The 16,141-nt window shown below is 49.3% G+C and carries 9 protein-coding genes; 1 reads left to right on the top strand and 8 read right to left on the bottom strand.

Going from position 1 to position 16,141, the window contains the following annotated elements; all coding sequences use genetic code 11:
• Nucleotides 1-282: 282 nt before the first annotated feature.
• A complete protein-coding gene (locus D3P09_RS25880; protein WP_120114328.1) occupies nt 283-1,575 on the top strand; it encodes an LPXTG cell wall anchor domain-containing protein in 1,293 nt (430 codons plus the stop codon).
• Between the two features lie 113 nt (nt 1,576-1,688).
• Here the strand turns inward: D3P09_RS25880 and D3P09_RS25875 are convergent, their stop codons facing one another.
• The 8 genes from D3P09_RS25875 to D3P09_RS25840 form a co-directional block, all read right to left on the bottom strand.
• The gene (locus tag D3P09_RS25875; RefSeq protein WP_120114327.1) at nt 1,689-2,417 is read right to left on the bottom strand and encodes a response regulator; all 729 of its coding nucleotides are present in this window, start codon (nt 2,415-2,417) and stop codon (nt 1,689-1,691) included.
• Nucleotides 2,398-3,585: a sensor histidine kinase gene (locus tag D3P09_RS25870; RefSeq protein WP_120114326.1), complete on the bottom strand. Its 1,188-nt coding sequence runs from the start codon at nt 3,583-3,585 to the stop codon at nt 2,398-2,400. Before D3P09_RS25870 ends, D3P09_RS25875 begins: the two co-directional genes overlap by 20 nt.
• Before the next feature lie 73 nt (nt 3,586-3,658).
• Nucleotides 3,659-6,364 carry a stalk domain-containing protein gene (locus D3P09_RS25865; RefSeq protein WP_120114325.1) on the bottom strand — a complete coding sequence of 902 codons (2,706 nt, stop codon included), beginning with the start codon at nt 6,362-6,364 and terminating at the stop codon, nt 3,659-3,661.
• 219 nt (nt 6,365-6,583) lie between these two features.
• The gene (locus tag D3P09_RS25860; protein WP_120114324.1) at nt 6,584-10,996 is read right to left on the bottom strand and encodes an Ig-like domain-containing protein; all 4,413 of its coding nucleotides are present in this window, start codon (nt 10,994-10,996) and stop codon (nt 6,584-6,586) included.
• 196 nt (nt 10,997-11,192) lie between these two features.
• The gene (gene metK / locus D3P09_RS25855) at nt 11,193-12,395 is read right to left on the bottom strand and encodes a methionine adenosyltransferase (protein WP_120114323.1); all 1,203 of its coding nucleotides are present in this window, start codon (nt 12,393-12,395) and stop codon (nt 11,193-11,195) included.
• Between the two features lie 160 nt (nt 12,396-12,555).
• On the bottom strand, nt 12,556-12,834 hold the full coding sequence (locus D3P09_RS25850; RefSeq protein ID WP_133305061.1) for an alpha/beta-type small acid-soluble spore protein: 279 nt from the start codon (nt 12,832-12,834) through the stop codon (nt 12,556-12,558).
• 177 nt (nt 12,835-13,011) lie between these two features.
• The gene (locus D3P09_RS25845) at nt 13,012-13,506 is read right to left on the bottom strand and encodes a hypothetical protein (RefSeq protein ID WP_120114387.1); all 495 of its coding nucleotides are present in this window, start codon (nt 13,504-13,506) and stop codon (nt 13,012-13,014) included.
• A gap of 80 nt (nt 13,507-13,586) precedes the next feature.
• Entirely contained in the window at nt 13,587-16,043 is a 2,457-nt protein-coding gene (locus D3P09_RS25840) for a hypothetical protein (RefSeq protein WP_133305060.1), read from the bottom strand.
• Nucleotides 16,044-16,141: the final 98 nt, after the last annotated feature.

Below are 16,141 nucleotides of genomic sequence, written 5' to 3'. Positions count from 1 at the left end.
TCAACAGCATACCCTTGCCACACTATATGCCGCTAACCGCCCATCGGTTACGGCATTCAGGGACAAGTGAAGCATAATGTGCGGAAGCGCACAAATTTCGACAAAAATACGAGCCTTCTCACCAAAAATACACTCTTGCTGAATTACCATAATATGCTATCATTTTTGTACACGTATATTCATATTGTGGATATGATGGCTTACATAATGAAGGGGGAGTGAAACAGCTCATATAGCCCGAATCGGGCCCAATGAATATAGAGGTAAAAGGAGAGTGAATGGATGAAAAAAATGAAGAGGCATCTATCAGTCGCTTTAGCGTTGCTAATGATTTCTTCCTTAACACTCGGCTCCCTGGTATTTGCGGAAGGACAGGCGAATGAGCAGGAAGCCTCTGCAACAAGCTTAGATTCGCAGCCCACACAAGAAACCGCACGAGCAGAAGACGAAGCACCGGTATGCCACAGCTACTCCAAGCATTTTGGATCGATTGACCAGCAAGAGCCAGGCGTTCCGTTCATTAAAATAAATGGGGACGGTACGGCAACAGCCTCATTTACTACAAATAAGGACTGCGTAGAAGTCTCGTTCTCGGCCTATACGTATGAAGGCTCGCCTACGCCTTATGAGAATCAGAAGCATTTCTCCAGTGAAAGCATAAAGCTCAATAAAGCCGGCAGCCATTCGCTTACGATCTCATTGCCGACGTGCGGACTGAGCCAATTGGATTTATACGCGGGGCCCGTTCAACAGGCGTTGAACCCCGGTTACGGACATGATCATCTGACATTGAGGCATCATATCTTCCACAATGCCGGGAAGTGCCCGGAGCCAACTCCAACACCGACGGAGACGCCAACACCTACTCCTACGGAGACGCCAACGCCTACTCCTACGGAGACACCAACGCCTACTCCTACGGAGACACCGACACCTACTCCTACGGAGACACCAACGCCTACTCCTACGGAGACACCGACGCCTACTCCTACAGAGACGCCAACACCTACTCCTACGGAGACACCGACGCCTACTCCTACGGAGACACCAACGCCTACTCCTACGGAGACACCAACGCCTACTCCGACGAATACACCAACGCCTACTCCGACGAATACACCAACGCCTACTCCGACGAATACACCAACGCCTACTCCTACGAATACACCGACATCCACACCTACGAGCACGCCAACTTCTACACCGTGGAATACGCCGACTCCGACACCTGTGAGCACGCCAACCCCAACACCAACGAATACACCGACCTCTACACCTACGAGCACTCCAACCGCAACACCAAGTGAAATACCTACGCCTACACCGGTTGAAACCACAACCCCAACTCCAACCATCATAACGGTTGAAGAAGAGGAAGTGCCGATAGGCGGCGGTACAGATGAAGGAGAAGAAATCATCGATCAGTCTACGGATGAGAATCATCCGGAGGAATCCGTCCCGATTGACCAGCTGCCCAAAACAGGCGAGAGCAGCCCTGTTCCATACTACCTGCTAGGTTCCTTCATCCTCGTAACGGGCGTAGCCACTTTACGGAAGAGACGCCGCCAAGAGTAGTCCTGACGTCCAATGCATCATAACAAGTACAACGAACAAAGCCCTTGGAGCAAGCGAAGCTTGCCTCAAGGGCTTTGTTGCCATTGGAATATGGAGATCAATCATAGTTATTGTTAAAGCGTAACCCAGCCAAACTTAATGGAATTGATAACGGCTTGCGTGCGGTCATCCACTTCCATCTTCTGCAGAATGCTGCTGACATGGTTTTTGACCGTCTTCTCGCTAATAAACAAATATTCGCCGATCATCTTATTGCTCTTGCCCTCCGCCATCAGACGAAGCACTTCCGCTTCGCGACGTGTAAGCGGGCTCTCTTCTGTAGCAATATATTTTACGCCAGGCTCCTTCGCGGCAGCCGCGCCTGAGGCAACACCCATCTCATCCAGGTACGTCATGCGGCGAAGCTGATTGATAAGCTTGCCTGTTACTTTCGGATGAATGTAGGAATGCCCGTGATGCACGGAACGGATCGCGTTGATGAGCGACTCAGCTTCCATGTCCTTGAGCAGATAGCCTGTGGCACCTTTGCGAAGCGTCTCAAAAACATAGCTTTCATCATCATGAATCGAAAGGATAATAACCTTTACGTCCGGGAACATTCCTTTCAGACGCTCTGTTGTCACAACTCCCGTCTCAATCGGCATGTTGATGTCCATGAGTACGATTTCTGGTACAGTATGATTGCAGAATTCCAGTACCTGAATCCCATCACCGCATTCGCCTATTACTTCTATATCGCTTTCCATATTAAGAATGCGCTTTAATCCTTCACGAAAAAGCTGATGGTCATCAGCCAATAGAATCTTAATCTTAGAGGAACTGCTAGCCGATATCTGGTTCATTATTCTCATTCTCCTTTCTTTGTTCGGAAGTTGTTGGAATGTCTATTACAATTTTCGTTCCCTGCCCAGGTTTTGAGTCTATTACCATCCTTCCTTCGATCAATTCCACGCGCTCCCTCATGCCAACCAGGCCAAAATGGGAATTGCGGCTGGTAGGCTGATCGTCCAAGCCTACCAGAAAGCCATTCCCGTTATCCTGAATCGTCAACGTAATAAGCTGCGGGCTATAGCAGATGTCCAGAGATACATGGGAAGCGTTCGCATGTTTCAATATATTGGAGAACGCTTCCTGCACCATCCGGTAGATGGCTGCCTCCATCGCGGAAGGCAGCCGAATTTCCTTGCCCGTCAGCTCGAATACGGTATGAACCCTGGCCTTCTCCTCGAAGTCCTGAGCGAATTTGCGAAGCGTTGGCACCAGACCAAGATCGTCCAGCGCCATCGGACGAAGGTTGAATATAATCTTTCTTATTTCCTCAAGTCCGGAGCGCACCTGGCCCTTCAGGTCCACCAGCTCATCCTGCACCAATTCGAATTGCTGCTTGATCAGCATGCGCTCCGCAATCTCGGTACGCAGGACGATGTTTGCAAGCGACTGCGCAGGGCCGTCATGAATCTCCCTGGCAATACGCTTGCGCTCCTCCTCCTGCGCCAATATAATTTTCAATCCCAGCAGCTGCCTGGTCTTGGCTGATTCAATAATTCGTGTGACCTGATTCAGATCCCCCGAGAGATATTCCAGCACCACATTGATCTGGGAGCCGATCATCTCTGCGCGCTCAATCGACTTCTCGACATTGCGAACCCGCTTCTGAAGATCATCCCTGCGAGACTTCAAGTAGTTCTCCTTCTCGCGGTAGACCATGAGGTCGAGCTGGATCTGAGTCGCCTTCTCATAGGCGGACTTGATATCCTCTTCCTTATACCGCACGAAGTCACGGCTGACCTCAGTCAGACGCATGCGCGCGCGACGGTACTCCTGCTCCAATTGATCTACCTTATCGATCGTCCGGACTGTCTCCTGAAGCACTTGCTCAAGCTCAGACTCCAGAGCTTCCAGCTCCGTTCGTGCCGATTCGCATATTTCATAGATCTGATATTTGCTATCCTCCATGACTTGAATCGCGTTCGAGATAACTCTATTAATATCGACCGTCAGGTGATCCACTGCAGCTAGGCACTCCCCATCGAAAAAGGATATTCCTCTTTATCATACCACACTTTAGCCATACTCCGTCTAGCTATTCTATGGTAACTTTTTTGACCTTCTCATCATAACCGACCTTGAAGCCCAGCTTCTCCGAGAACAGGCGCACCGGAATCAGCGTCCTGCCGTTGCGGGTGAAAGGCGCTACATCTGACGTGTAACGAACGCCATTCAGCATGTAATCCTTCTGGCCGATGGTCATCTCGATCATCTGGCTTCCGCGCAGGACCGTTACTTTTCTCGTCTTGTCATTGTAGAGCACTTCAGCGCCCATCGCTTCCGAGACGAACCGCAGCGGAACGTAAGTGGAGCCTTGCTGGATCAGCGGAGCCGCCTCCAGCTTGATCGCTTTGCCGTTGACAGATGCATTCGTATTGCCGATGTTCATGCTGATTTTGGCTCTCGCAGGCTCCTTCACGACTGCAGCTGTGCGGAGCACAATATTATCGATCGCAATCGCTCCGGAAGGCGCCTTCTTGTCGCTGTTCTGGTCAATCGTCACGACGTATACGCGCTTGAGCTTAGCCGGGAATGCAATGCCCGCGCCGCCCACATCGATTTTGACGTTTTTCCAGCCGTCCCAGTTCAGCTCTTTGGCCACGTCCAGCAGATGAGTCTTGCCGCTGGCATCAACCACTTCCGCGCGTACCCAGTTTTTGCTGTTGTCGCTGTATACGTCCATCGTCATCGTGCTCGGCGAGCCGGACAGCGTAACGCCATTGGCGCCGAATACGGCATAGGAGGCTCTTGTACCAGTGCCTGCCGAGAAGTCATACGAGATCTGGAGGCCGCGGCTTGTCTGATTCGGCAGATTGCTAATGAGCTTCACGCCGCCCTTCGTTGTATCCGCAGGCGTCACTTGGGAGGTGATCGCATAACGGGACACTTCGAAATCTTCGACCACGGTCGCTACTTCTCCTTTGACGAACGGAATCATCGTGCCGTATCCGTCATAGCTGCCAACCGCATAACCGGTTGTCGTCTTACTGTCTACGCTGTTAACGGTAATCGAACCGTTCTCGTAGGTTCCCTCGAAGCCAACAAACTCCCACTTCAAGGAATCTCCAGTCAGATTATAAGTCTTTCCGTTCTTAAGCTTGACTGTGATCGGTACGCTTACCGAGCTGCCTGGCGTCAGCATGCCGGCGGATGCATTGATCTTCATCGAGGCGATCTCATTCTGGCCGATCACTTCAACTTCGTACTTGGCTTCCACATTGCCGGATTTGGCTACAATCGTTGTTTTGCCAAGTTTGCTCGCTGTAAATGCATTCTGCTCAAATTTGCCTACCGCTGCGGAAGACGACCAAGTAAGCGTCGTTGGATCCACTGCAAGCGGATTGTAGTATGTATCGTAAGCACTTACCGAATATTTGGCAGTCTGGCCGAGCAACATAACATTAGTGCCATTGACCGACATGCCTCTGACCGACCCTTGAGGAGCGGTAGTGAAGACGCCGATACCGTTCGATACGGAGCGCTGCGAGCTTTCCTGCGTCGGATGAGCCAGCTGCAGATTCGTGGAGCCCAGCGGACGCTCAGTCATCGTGGTCGAGCCGCCGCCATCCAGATTGACGCCTTTGTGTACACCAAGCTGAACCATGATCTGCTGGAGCTCTCTCAAGCTTAAGCCGGTATTGCTGCCGGATCTTTCGCTTGTAATCATGTACACCTTGGTTCCATCCTTGGAATAGCCTATACCGGTCCGGGATGTAAAGGATGAGCCGCTTACACCTTGAATATCTCTGGAGAATGCGGATGGCGCCCCGTTGTCGACAAGCAAGGTATGACCGCCTACCAGCATTTGCAGGGTGGATGTATCAACCGGCTGCTTCGTTGTCTGCGATACCAAGGAATAATCCGATGTGACCGCTTGTCCTACTTTAATATTATCTTTGATGAAGGCAGCGGCTTTGCCATGTCCGCGCAGAATGTATCCGTCAGCCGGAACTGATCCCGCTATCTGCTCATTGATGCTAATCTGCTCGACAATGCCATTGCGAACAAGGACCTCGGTTGGCTTCGTTGCCGAATTTTTTGGACGCTCCGCTCCGCCCCAAGCGCTGGTGTAGATGAACAGGTTGTCCACATGACTATAAGTCACGCCTGCGATCTCCGGCGTATAAGTCGATTGGTTGAGCCCTTCAATCGCGAACGTCTGGCCGTTCTCGGCCGTTACCGTGCCGCTGAAGGTAAAGGCGTCGATCATCGGCTTGCGGTCGGTCGTCATCGCAAACGCATACATGCCGTTCAATCTCGATGGGCTGACCATGAGCGTGCCGCTTGTAATCTGAGCACCGAGCGGGGCTCCCTCATTGGCCATCACGAACACATCGCCGTTAATCCCCGCGACAGCTCCGCTTTCCTTTGTCATGTTCAAAATATTGTTTCGCTGTCCTACGCTGTTATTCCTGCCGCTCATGGCATTTAATGTTACATGCGGGTTGGAAAGATCTATTTCGATAACATGCACATCAGTCTTAACAGCTTTATTGCTGCGGGTCGTATGCCATACATAATCGATTCGCTTAGCTCCCGCAGTAACGATCTGCGACGACTTAAGCTTTAGAACAGGCGCCGCGGTTGCCGCTTCCGCCTGGGATACGATAAAGGATGCGCCGTTGCCCGGAAGCAATCCGGCAATAGGCTGCGCCAACAGGACTCCACTTACTGCAATAATAACGACTCGTCTACTTACTCTACTCTTCTGCCGACCAATGCTGTCTGATCGCTTGCTCATAATTCTAGCAACTCTCCCATCTCTATGTAACTATTAAATATAGACTACAAGAATGGGATAAAAGTTCCGTTCATAAAAGACTGCTATCACTTTTTACCAAGCGATAGATTATCGCTATGTCCGCGATTGTGAGAGGATTTTAATTAGCCTTGCGGCTCCATAATAATAGGGCCTTATGCTTGGGGGTGGTCCCTCAGGCAAAGGCCCTATTCCATTTACTTATTGGCTCAAAAGCTCAGCTTTCTCCAGCAGACGCATAATCATCACTGCGCCCTCCGCTCTCGAAGCGTTGGTTGTCGGGCTCAGCGTCGTATTTGTTTTGCCGTTGATGATGCCGAGGTATACAGCTTCCGCCATATTGGTCTTCGCATAGGAGCTGACTTTGCCGCGGTCTGTATACTTCTGCAGATAGGAGTCTGCCGAGCTTGGCAAAGTAACGCTCATGCCGGACACCTTCGCCGCACGCATCATCATCGCGGCCATCTCCTGACGCGTAATGAAGCTGTTTGGCTTGAAGGCGGTGCTGCTTGTACCGTTAACGATGCCTGCCGAAGCCGCAGCGCCAATGTAGGCGCCCATAACCGTATTCGCATTTACATCCTTGAACTTGGACGCTGCTGTGCGATTGCCTTCCAGACCTAGGCCTTTTGCGATATACGTGGCAAATTCACCGCGCGTGATCGGCTTATCCGGATCATAAGCGGAAGCGGTGCGGCCTTCCACGATGAACTTGCGCGCCATCATCTGAACCGTATCCGAGGACCAATGCTTGCCCATATCGCTAAAGCTGCTAGCGTTCCTTACCAGCGCATAAGCGCTGTTGCCTTTGCGCTTGAATACCGCTTTGGTATATCCGCTCTCTTGCTTGAAGACAGTCGGCACATACGATAGCGTGCCTGTAACAGGGTCTAGCCATACAACCGCCGACAGGCTCTCATTCACGCTGGAGGATGTCTTGAGCGTTCTCGTGATATATCCGCTGTAATTGGTAACCTCTTGCTTGTTAGATCCGTTCACAACCATAATTTCAAAGTTGAGCGGTCCCGCAATAATCGATGCTTTCGAGCTGTTCAATGCTGTAGTCAACGCCTGCGTCTTGGATGAGTTTCCTTTATCAATCGCAAGCAGCAGATGATTGGTTGATGAAGTGCCATTCAAGGCTCTCGATAGCTCAGTAAAATTCAACGTCTTCAATGGAAGCTCATACGTTGCATCCCCATGCTGAACCACAAAGGTAACGTCTCCGCCTTGTCTGCTCGCCATCTCAAGCGCTACAACCGGCAGCGCTACTAGCGCCGCATTCTCGTAATCCGGCACTTTGAAAACAATCCGGGGAGCTGTCAGGCCTGCGTCTCTGGACGTCGTAACGGCTGCGATAAATTTCTCGCCGACCAGCGTATAGCGGTTGGCCGATACTCCCGCAGGAGAAATATCGCTGGTGATATTAGATGCAGACGGCAGGATGCCTACACCGCCGCCGTCGGCAGCTTCATAATCGCCAGTCAAGCTGTCCAGAATCGTCGTCTGGTTGGCCACATTGGCGTTGTTGAACACATTGACTGTTTTACCCGTGATGGACCGGAGTCCATTCGAGTTGCTCAGGTAGGAAACCTCCGCTTTTTCGCCCACCTTAGCTGCAGAATCCAGTGTGAGTACGACCGTATTGCCGGTCACACGAGTGCCGGTCACGACACGAATCAAATCTTTGACTCTGACGACAAAGAAGTTATTCGAAGGCACGAACGATGGATCAAGCGCCTCGCTGAAGGAAATCGTCAGCTGATTGCCCTTCAGAATAGCTCCGATCATGGAGATGCTGTCCGTACTGCCCCCGCCTGTTCCGCTCGAAATCGACAGGTTGTTGAACGATCCCGCGGCATTGCCGTAGATATCCTTCGTTGTGGTGCTTGTCCCGTAATAGGATACCCGCATGGTCGACGGACTCGAAATGCTGGAGCTCAGCATCAGGATAACGGAATCTCCAGATAGCGATACGTTCGTAACCGATTTGGCTTGGCTGTCCGCTTGCACGCTGAACTGGAAGGAACCTGGTGTTGTCGTTGTATTAAGCGCCCGATTGTAACGAATCGTTACCATATTGCCTGAAGCCGCAACGCTCTGTATCTGAGGTGCGCCAGTTGTGCCTCCTGATCCGCCGCTGCCGCTTCCGTTGGCCAGATAGTTGCTGAAAGCTGTCACATTGTTGCCGGATACGCCCACGAGCGGGTAGCTGATCGGGCTATAAGAGATATACACCTGTTGGCCGCTTGGAATCGAGCTGAACAGGGTCAAAGTAATCGTATTGCCGCTCTGTGTCAATGTATTGGCGCTATAATTAACGCCGCCTACCGAGATTGTGAACTGGCTGTACGCATAAGCATGCGGCTTCGTCAGCTCTTCGCTGAATTTGAGCGTCACTGTCGTTCCCGAAGCTGTAGCGCTTGAGATGACGGGATTCGTGCTCGAAGCGCCATTCGAGATATTGAGATTATTTAGGCTATCTGCCGCATTATCCGACAAATCCCGGATTTGCGGATTTCCAGGCTTCGTATACGATAGTGTCACCTTTTGATTAATATTGACATTGCTCGCCAATGTCACAAAGACGATATTGCCTTCAACCTTCACAGCCGTTACGTTGCGCGGCTGTCCTGCCACCGTGACGTAGAAGCTGGCTGGAGAAGGCTTCAAGTCTTCCTTCAATGGCTCGTTATACACAAGACGGATATTTGAACCGCTAACCTCTGATCTCGAGATTGCAGGCGGCGTTGTATCCGCCCCTCTTGTCAGGAAGGTCCACTGATATTCATTCAGAATACCTGCGAAATCATTGCCCGACAGGTCGGTGACAGCACCTTCATCAATATTTACGAAATAACGGGTATTCAAGGAAAGCGCGAACCGGCCCGGATCAATAATAATGCTTTTATTGTCCTTCGGATCAATGTCGTAAGTAGCAACGATCGTGCGATAGCCTTCTGGAACCTTCGTTATAAATTTGATTTGCTTGAGCGGATCCGTCGAAACCATGACAGGCTTGTCGAATGTAGCTTTGAATTCAGCATTAACCTCTACAACACTTGCATTATTTGCTGGCGTCAAGCTCACCAGATTCGGCTTCTTGTCGTCCTGTGCCGCGATGAACGTCCAGCCGCCCGTTCCGGAGAGGCCGCCGAAGAAATTGCCTGCGCCGTCTCGAATCGCACGGTTGCCGATCGTCACATAATATCTCGTGTTGTTGACGAACGACTTGGCAGGATCGCTGGCGGACACATAGCTGGTTGCGTCAATGGTCAGCTCCTTCGTACCGGCACCCTTCACACGCGTCGATGTGATCGGGATCGTACGGAAGAGCGTGCCGCTCGCAGAATGGCGAATCTCAATATCGCCGCTGTTCAAATAAACTTCTTTGTTAAAGGTTAACGTCAGCTTGCCATTCATATTCGTCAATGATCCGCCTCGAACCGGCGAATAAGTCGTTACGCTCGGAGGCGTCGTATCATTGCCGTAGCCTGTCGTGAAATTCCATACCGTTGCGGAGCTGATGCCATAGAACCATTGGCTGGCATTCGGGTTCGGTCTCGAAAAAGCGCCCGGCTCAATCCAAACATAATAAGGCGTATTTGCCGCCAAGGCCGTTGGTCTGATCGTTACGCTGTTCACACTCACTTGAACTGCGGTCGACGTAGCCAGAATGCGCTGCACAGCCACGTTGTCGCTTACTCTGCGAATCTCAATATACTTGTTCGCATTGGCTTGCACCTGTTGATCGAAGCGAATCGTCAGCTCCGTGGTGGTCGGCACAAGCGTAGCGTTTTTCGCTGGCGTAAACGGGTTGCTGCTTGCCAGATTGACAGGCGCTGCGCCTGTTGTGAACGTCCAGTTCATACCGGCAAAGGTATTGCCCGACGGGTCCTGGAAGTTGCTGGCGCTAATCGTCACGCGATAATTCGTATTCGGCATAAAAGCGCCGTCAGGCATAATCGTGATAACGGATGTTCCGCTTCCTGTTACACTTGATGAGGTCACAGGGATATAGCGGTTGTCCTCTGTCGATTGCAATAAAATGTCGCCGCTTGCCGCATAGACCGGCTTGCTGAAGACGATTGTAATCGGCTCCGTAATGGAGACGTCAGTGCCTTCCGGAGCGCGGGATATGTATTGCGGTCTTGTGTTGTCCTCCGCGAGCAGCGTACGGAAACGCCAAGTCGTCGCATTCTGAATGCCGGTATAAGACGCGCCATTGGAGACATTGACGAATGTGCCTTGGTCAACAAGCACATAATATTCCGTGTTCAGCTCTAAGCGGCTGGTCGGGGTAATCGTAGCCTGATTGCCGGAAACCGACACTCGGCCGCTCGTAGCGCCCATTCTCTCAACAAGCGCATTGTTTTCCGTTTTGTATATAGAGACGCTTGTAGAAGATGCGCCCAATTTGACATTTTCGTCGAAGGTCAAGCGCAAATTCGTGCGCAGCGGCACGTTGTCCAAATCTTTGGCAGGGAAGAAGCTTGTTACAACCGGCCCTCCCGGCGCTGCCATAACGGTCTCTGAAGACGACCAGCCAGGCAAGGCGAATTGGAGCAGCATAGCGATAGATAGAAATAAGGACAGCTTGCGCATACGATACATAATGTTCACTCCTCAAATATACACTCGTACCTTATTTTTCGGTTCGGATGCATGAAAATGTTAGGTTCTGGCTGTTTTTTGTGCCGTTAGCCCTATAGTCAATCCATAAAGAAAAGCCGTTTCGCCCATCAATAGAAAATGACGGGTGAAACGGCTTATATGTTGCGCATTAGCGCCTACTATTTTCCAATCGGTATTACAGGCCAGCTCCTGCTTTCAGCAGCTCGGCTTTGTCTACGCGCTCCCATGGAAGATCCACGTCTGTACGTCCGAAGTGGCCGTAAGCCGCTGTTTGAGCGTAGATAGGGCGGCGAAGGTCAAGCATCTTGATGATGCCTGCAGGACGAAGGTCGAAGTTGCTTGTGATTAGCTCAACCAGCTTCTCTTCGGACACTTTGCCTGTGCCGTAAGTGTCTACATTGACCGATACCGGCTGTGCAACGCCAATGGCGTAAGCAAGCTGGATCTCGCATTTGTCAGCCAGGCCTGCCGCAACGATGTTTTTCGCAACGTAGCGTGCAGCGTAAGCCGCGGAACGGTCAACCTTTGTAGGATCCTTGCCGGAGAATGCGCCGCCGCCATGACGAGCGTAGCCGCCGTAAGTATCAACGATGATTTTGCGGCCTGTCAGACCAGCATCGCCTTGAGGACCGCCGATTACGAAGCGGCCAGTAGGGTTGATAAAGTATTTGGTTTGCTCATCCAGCCACTCAACAGGAACAACCGGTTTAATGACATGCTCCATGATGTCGCTTTGGATTTGCTCCAGCGTGATTTCTTCCGCATGCTGAGTCGATACAACGATCGTGTCTACGCGAACAGGCTTGCCGTCTACGTATTCGATCGTTACTTGCGTTTTGCCGTCCGGACGGAGGTATGCAAGCGTCTCGTTCTTGCGCACTTCGGACAAGCGGCGAGCGATGCGGTGCGACAGAGCGATTGGAAGAGGCATAAGCTCAGGCGTCTCGTTAGTCGCGAAGCCGAACATCAGGCCTTGGTCGCCTGCGCCGATATCTTCATTTTCTAGCTTCATGTCTTTGCCGTCGCGAGTCTCAAGCGCTGCGTTAACGCCTTGAGCGATGTCAGCGGATTGTTCGTTCAAGGAAGTCAGAACGGCGCAAGTGCTGGAGTCGAAGCCATACTTCGCGCGCGTGTAGCCAATCTCCTTGATCGTACGGCGTGCGATCGCCGAAATATCGATATAATCCGCACGGCTGCTGATTTCGCCAATAACAAGTACAAGACCTGTTGCTACCGAAACTTCGCACGCTACGCGCGCATTAGGATCTGCTTCCAGGAATGCGTCCAGAACGGCGTCCGAGATTTGGTCACAAATCTTATCCGGGTGCCCTTCCGTAACTGATTCAGATGTGAATAAGTGGCGTCCTTTAACCGACATCCATATCAACCTCCTACAACCTTAGTATTGAATAAGTGCGATTGTTCTACACAAAAAACGAACCTTTTCCACGAAGGAAAAGGTTGTTAGACAACTCTTCTTCTAAAAATTTATGATACCGAAAATGTCGCTTGGTGTCAATGGACGCCTACTTTGCCAATTATAGCTGGAAGCCTCCATTTAACACTTGCTCCGCCTGCGCGACAAGACGGCGTGTGATCTCTCCGCCGACAGAACCTGCTTGCCGAGTGGAGAGGCCCGACCAATGCACGCTGCCGCTCTGGCCCGATACAGCGCCCAGCTCGCCTGCAAATTCAGTATCAGCCCCATTGGCCGAGTATCCACCGGACATAAGCCCGAATTCTGCTGCTATTTCGTATTTCATTTGGTTAAGTGCGGCTTTACAGTTGGGAACAACTACTTTATTGGAACGGCTCATCGATATGCACCTCCGTGAGGAATGGTTTACACCTCTATTGTGCATCCGTCTTCATGGCTTCAAGCGTATAACCTTATGGAATTTGGAGAAATTTATAGCATGTAAGGAAGAAATGTTGGGCTTAATATCAAAACAGGCTATCCCAATCGCTTGGAATAGCCTGCTGATCTTGCTTCATTATTTGATGGTATAATTGCCCTTCACCAGAACGGTCAGCACATTCGTCTCATCGGGATGTCCTTTAATGCCGCGTCCATCGCGAGGGAACCATATCAAGTGATTCGTCGGCACGTCCTTGCCGCTCTTGATATCCACACCGCCGGTCAGATCCGAGATTCCGTTCGTGTCCGAGCTGTAAGCGACTGCTTTGCCTACACGCACGACCACTTCGGCTCCGGCTGAAGCCATCAGCGTCTTGCCTACCGGCACCTCTACGACCTCCAGCTTGACGCTGGCGCCTGCCTCGCCGGAATTCCCGTTATTATTGCCTGGATTGCCGCCGCCGTTCAGCTTGGCAATCTGCTCGTCTACGTAGCTCTTGGTTACGACAGGATCTTCAATCGTGCCTGGCGTAACGGCTGAGTTTGCTTCAAGCGGCTTCGCCATAATCATGCCGACTCCAACTCCAGCCGCTATAAGTACCGCTGCACCTGTTACCTTTAACACTTTCATGTTCACTGCTTACAACTCCTCATGTCTAGTATCCTAATCATAGGATACTAGAATTATAAAGACTATGCTAGACGAGTTGACTACTTATTTATAGTTCCCATATCTAGAGTTCGTCTTGCGATGAGTTTTTTATGACCTTTATATACATCATAAATGTTCAATTGGAACGTACCGAATTGCTTGCTGCCAATCGAATTATTTTTGTACCGGAATGTTTTATCCAAGCCTTTGCCAAGTACAAGATTATCATCTTTACTTTCAAGTTCCCCTAATTTAAATTCTTGCGAGAATTTAAAACGCGGATTGCTCATATCATCAAATTCAACCAATATAGTATGGTCGGTCGTATAGTTCGGAGCACCTTCATTGAGCAGCAAATCATATTCAAATTGAAGTTCAATGGTATCTGCAGCGAAGCTGTCCGAAGACATGATATAAGCTCCAATATCTCTAATGCTCAGCTGGTACTGTTGAATCGGAATCGAAACAAAGTTGTTTTTCGGTTCAGCAGTCAACTTCACATTGTCTGTATACACTGGACTAACAGCTGCCGTTATTCCTTCAGCTACTGTCACTGCTTCTCCGAAGAAAATTTCCAAGCCTTCCATGGAGAAGTTGCGCGGCAATGTTGCATAAGTTGCCATAATTAATTGGTCGCTCGGCAATATTGGATGCTCGTAGCTTTCAAATTTTAGATCAATAATATCGCCTTTTTTATTTCTCAAATAACCATTTAATGAGGTTACCGCATTTGCTCTTTGTTCATTGTTCACATACTCAAGCTCAGCATAGACTAAGTTTGTGCTGCTGCTCTCATACAGGCTGGAATTCAAGAACTTTACACTTCCGCGCTTGCCGACTGTTTCAATTTGATACTCCTCATTTTCAGCTAATAATCTGGCATTATAAATATTATCTACACTGAAAGTATGAATGGAGTTCTTTTTCGAATCTGCCGTAACCTCTGTCATTTTAAAACCATAGTTTTTAACAACTTGAGTATACGGAATAGTGGTAAAAGCGATAAAGCGGTAGCTTTGTCCTGGCGCTAATACTAAAGTGGAATCCAGCGACTTGATTTTACTGTTTTCTTTGAGCTGAACTTTGTCCAGTACAAAGTTGCCTTCAATATTCAAGATAGGTTTAGCCACTTTTGACGTATTGGTCACCTTAAACTCCGCAACGATAAGATCGTTAAGATTATTTGGAGTTCTTTGGATCGACAATTGCTCAATTTTGAGACCATTATAGATCTTTTCTTTAGAAGCATTAGAAGTATTTTCTTCTTGATCTCCGTTAGACAGCTTAATTGCAAAGTTGCCCAGGAAGCTCTTGATGTTGGTCTCTTCATTCTTCAAGAAGTATACCAATTGACTGGTTCCAAGCACTTGTTTGTTCGGAATTTGTCCAATTAGTTTAAGCTCTTGCTTCATTTTTGGCAAGAAGGTTACGTCTTCCGTCTTCTCGATTTGCAATGGATACAGCAGTCCCTCTTTAGTCTTCACGTAAAAAGAAAGAGAAGGAAGCGTAATCGCATTAGGCTCATTATTGACGATGGTAACCGTACTCGTCATTTCTGTTTTGCCTTCCAGCTCGGATACCGTGCTTTCGCCAGCTTCTATCGTTAATGAATTTCCATTAATGTTTAGAGTATTAGGCTTGTTCACAGGAAGGGCGGCTGTGCTTTTTAGCTTAGTCAATACAATGTTCGCTAATGGCAACAATATATTCGACTCTCCGCCTTCGCTTCCAAGCACTTGCAGCGTCATATTGTTATCCCATTTGTCACGAGGAATGGCAACGCCCACTGTAACAGGCTTTGTTTCGAAAGCTTTTAAAGACAAGTCTTTATATCCCGCTGTACCGCTAAGGATTTGCTTTGAATTGGTTGTAACCTGATACTGCAAATCATCAAGTTTCAACAAAAGCGATGACGAGTTCGTAATATTTAGCTCCATATTTACATATGCATATTTGCTATCCTCGTACATCGTGTATTTTTTCAGGCTAATGCCCAACAAGTTTTGATTAAGACGTGAATTCTGTGTTTGGCCTAATGTTATAGTGCCATTGTTGCCTGGCTTAAGGTTGCCAACAACTGATTCATAATTGGGTCTAGAGAAATCCCATTTCAGAAAATCGATGGATAGAGTTGAAATCGTGGCGGACTTATCCACTTGAGCATAGAAGGTAAGATAGGTTGAATTATTGGCTGGCACAGTTGGTTTTTTTACATCGGACGTTACTAATTTAGTGATATATTTTTTGCCCTCTGTTCCCTTAATTCTCGCCCAATAGTCCAGCAAATTCAGACTGGAATTAGACTTGTTGTCAATTTTCAACGTAAATGAGGCCACTTGACCATTCTCCGTTGCCGCCAATTGAGCATCAAATAATGAAACCTTTACGTTATTCGATAAATCAATTGATACGTTAGGTGCTGCATGTGCAGACATGGATGAGAACAACTGTACCATTAAAGATAACACTACAAAAACCACGATTATTCGTGTGTTAAAGCCTCTCTTAGTTACCATTTCCAACCTCCTGGTATGTATTATATATAAAGACGTATGGAGGTTATAAAATGTTTCGTTCAAATTGGCAAGAATAAAAATAAAAAGGCACCCTTCCG

It is taken from the genome of Paenibacillus pinisoli (assembly GCF_003605435.1).
GTDB classification, from domain to species: domain Bacteria; phylum Bacillota; class Bacilli; order Paenibacillales; family Paenibacillaceae; genus Pristimantibacillus; species Pristimantibacillus pinisoli.
Note: the sequence above shows the minus strand (reverse complement) of the source record. Positions and strands in the feature narration are given on the sequence as shown.

Coding starts and splice junctions, on each gene's coding strand:
- D3P09_RS25845 (WP_120114387.1), bottom strand. CDS start 13,506: ATGAAAGTGTTAAAGGTAACAGGTGCAGCGGTACTTATAGCGGCTGGA.
- D3P09_RS25865 (WP_120114325.1), bottom strand. CDS start 6,364: ATGAGCAAGCGATCAGACAGCATTGGTCGGCAGAAGAGTAGAGTAAGT.
- D3P09_RS25850 (WP_133305061.1), bottom strand. CDS start 12,834: ATGAGCCGTTCCAATAAAGTAGTTGTTCCCAACTGTAAAGCCGCACTT.
- D3P09_RS25875 (WP_120114327.1), bottom strand. CDS start 2,417: ATGAACCAGATATCGGCTAGCAGTTCCTCTAAGATTAAGATTCTATTG.
- D3P09_RS25860 (WP_120114324.1), bottom strand. CDS start 10,996: ATGTATCGTATGCGCAAGCTGTCCTTATTTCTATCTATCGCTATGCTG.
- D3P09_RS25840 (WP_133305060.1), bottom strand. CDS start 16,043: ATGGTAACTAAGAGAGGCTTTAACACACGAATAATCGTGGTTTTTGTA.
- D3P09_RS25880 (WP_120114328.1), top strand. CDS start 283: ATGAAAAAAATGAAGAGGCATCTATCAGTCGCTTTAGCGTTGCTAATG.
- metK (WP_120114323.1), bottom strand. CDS start 12,395: ATGTCGGTTAAAGGACGCCACTTATTCACATCTGAATCAGTTACGGAA.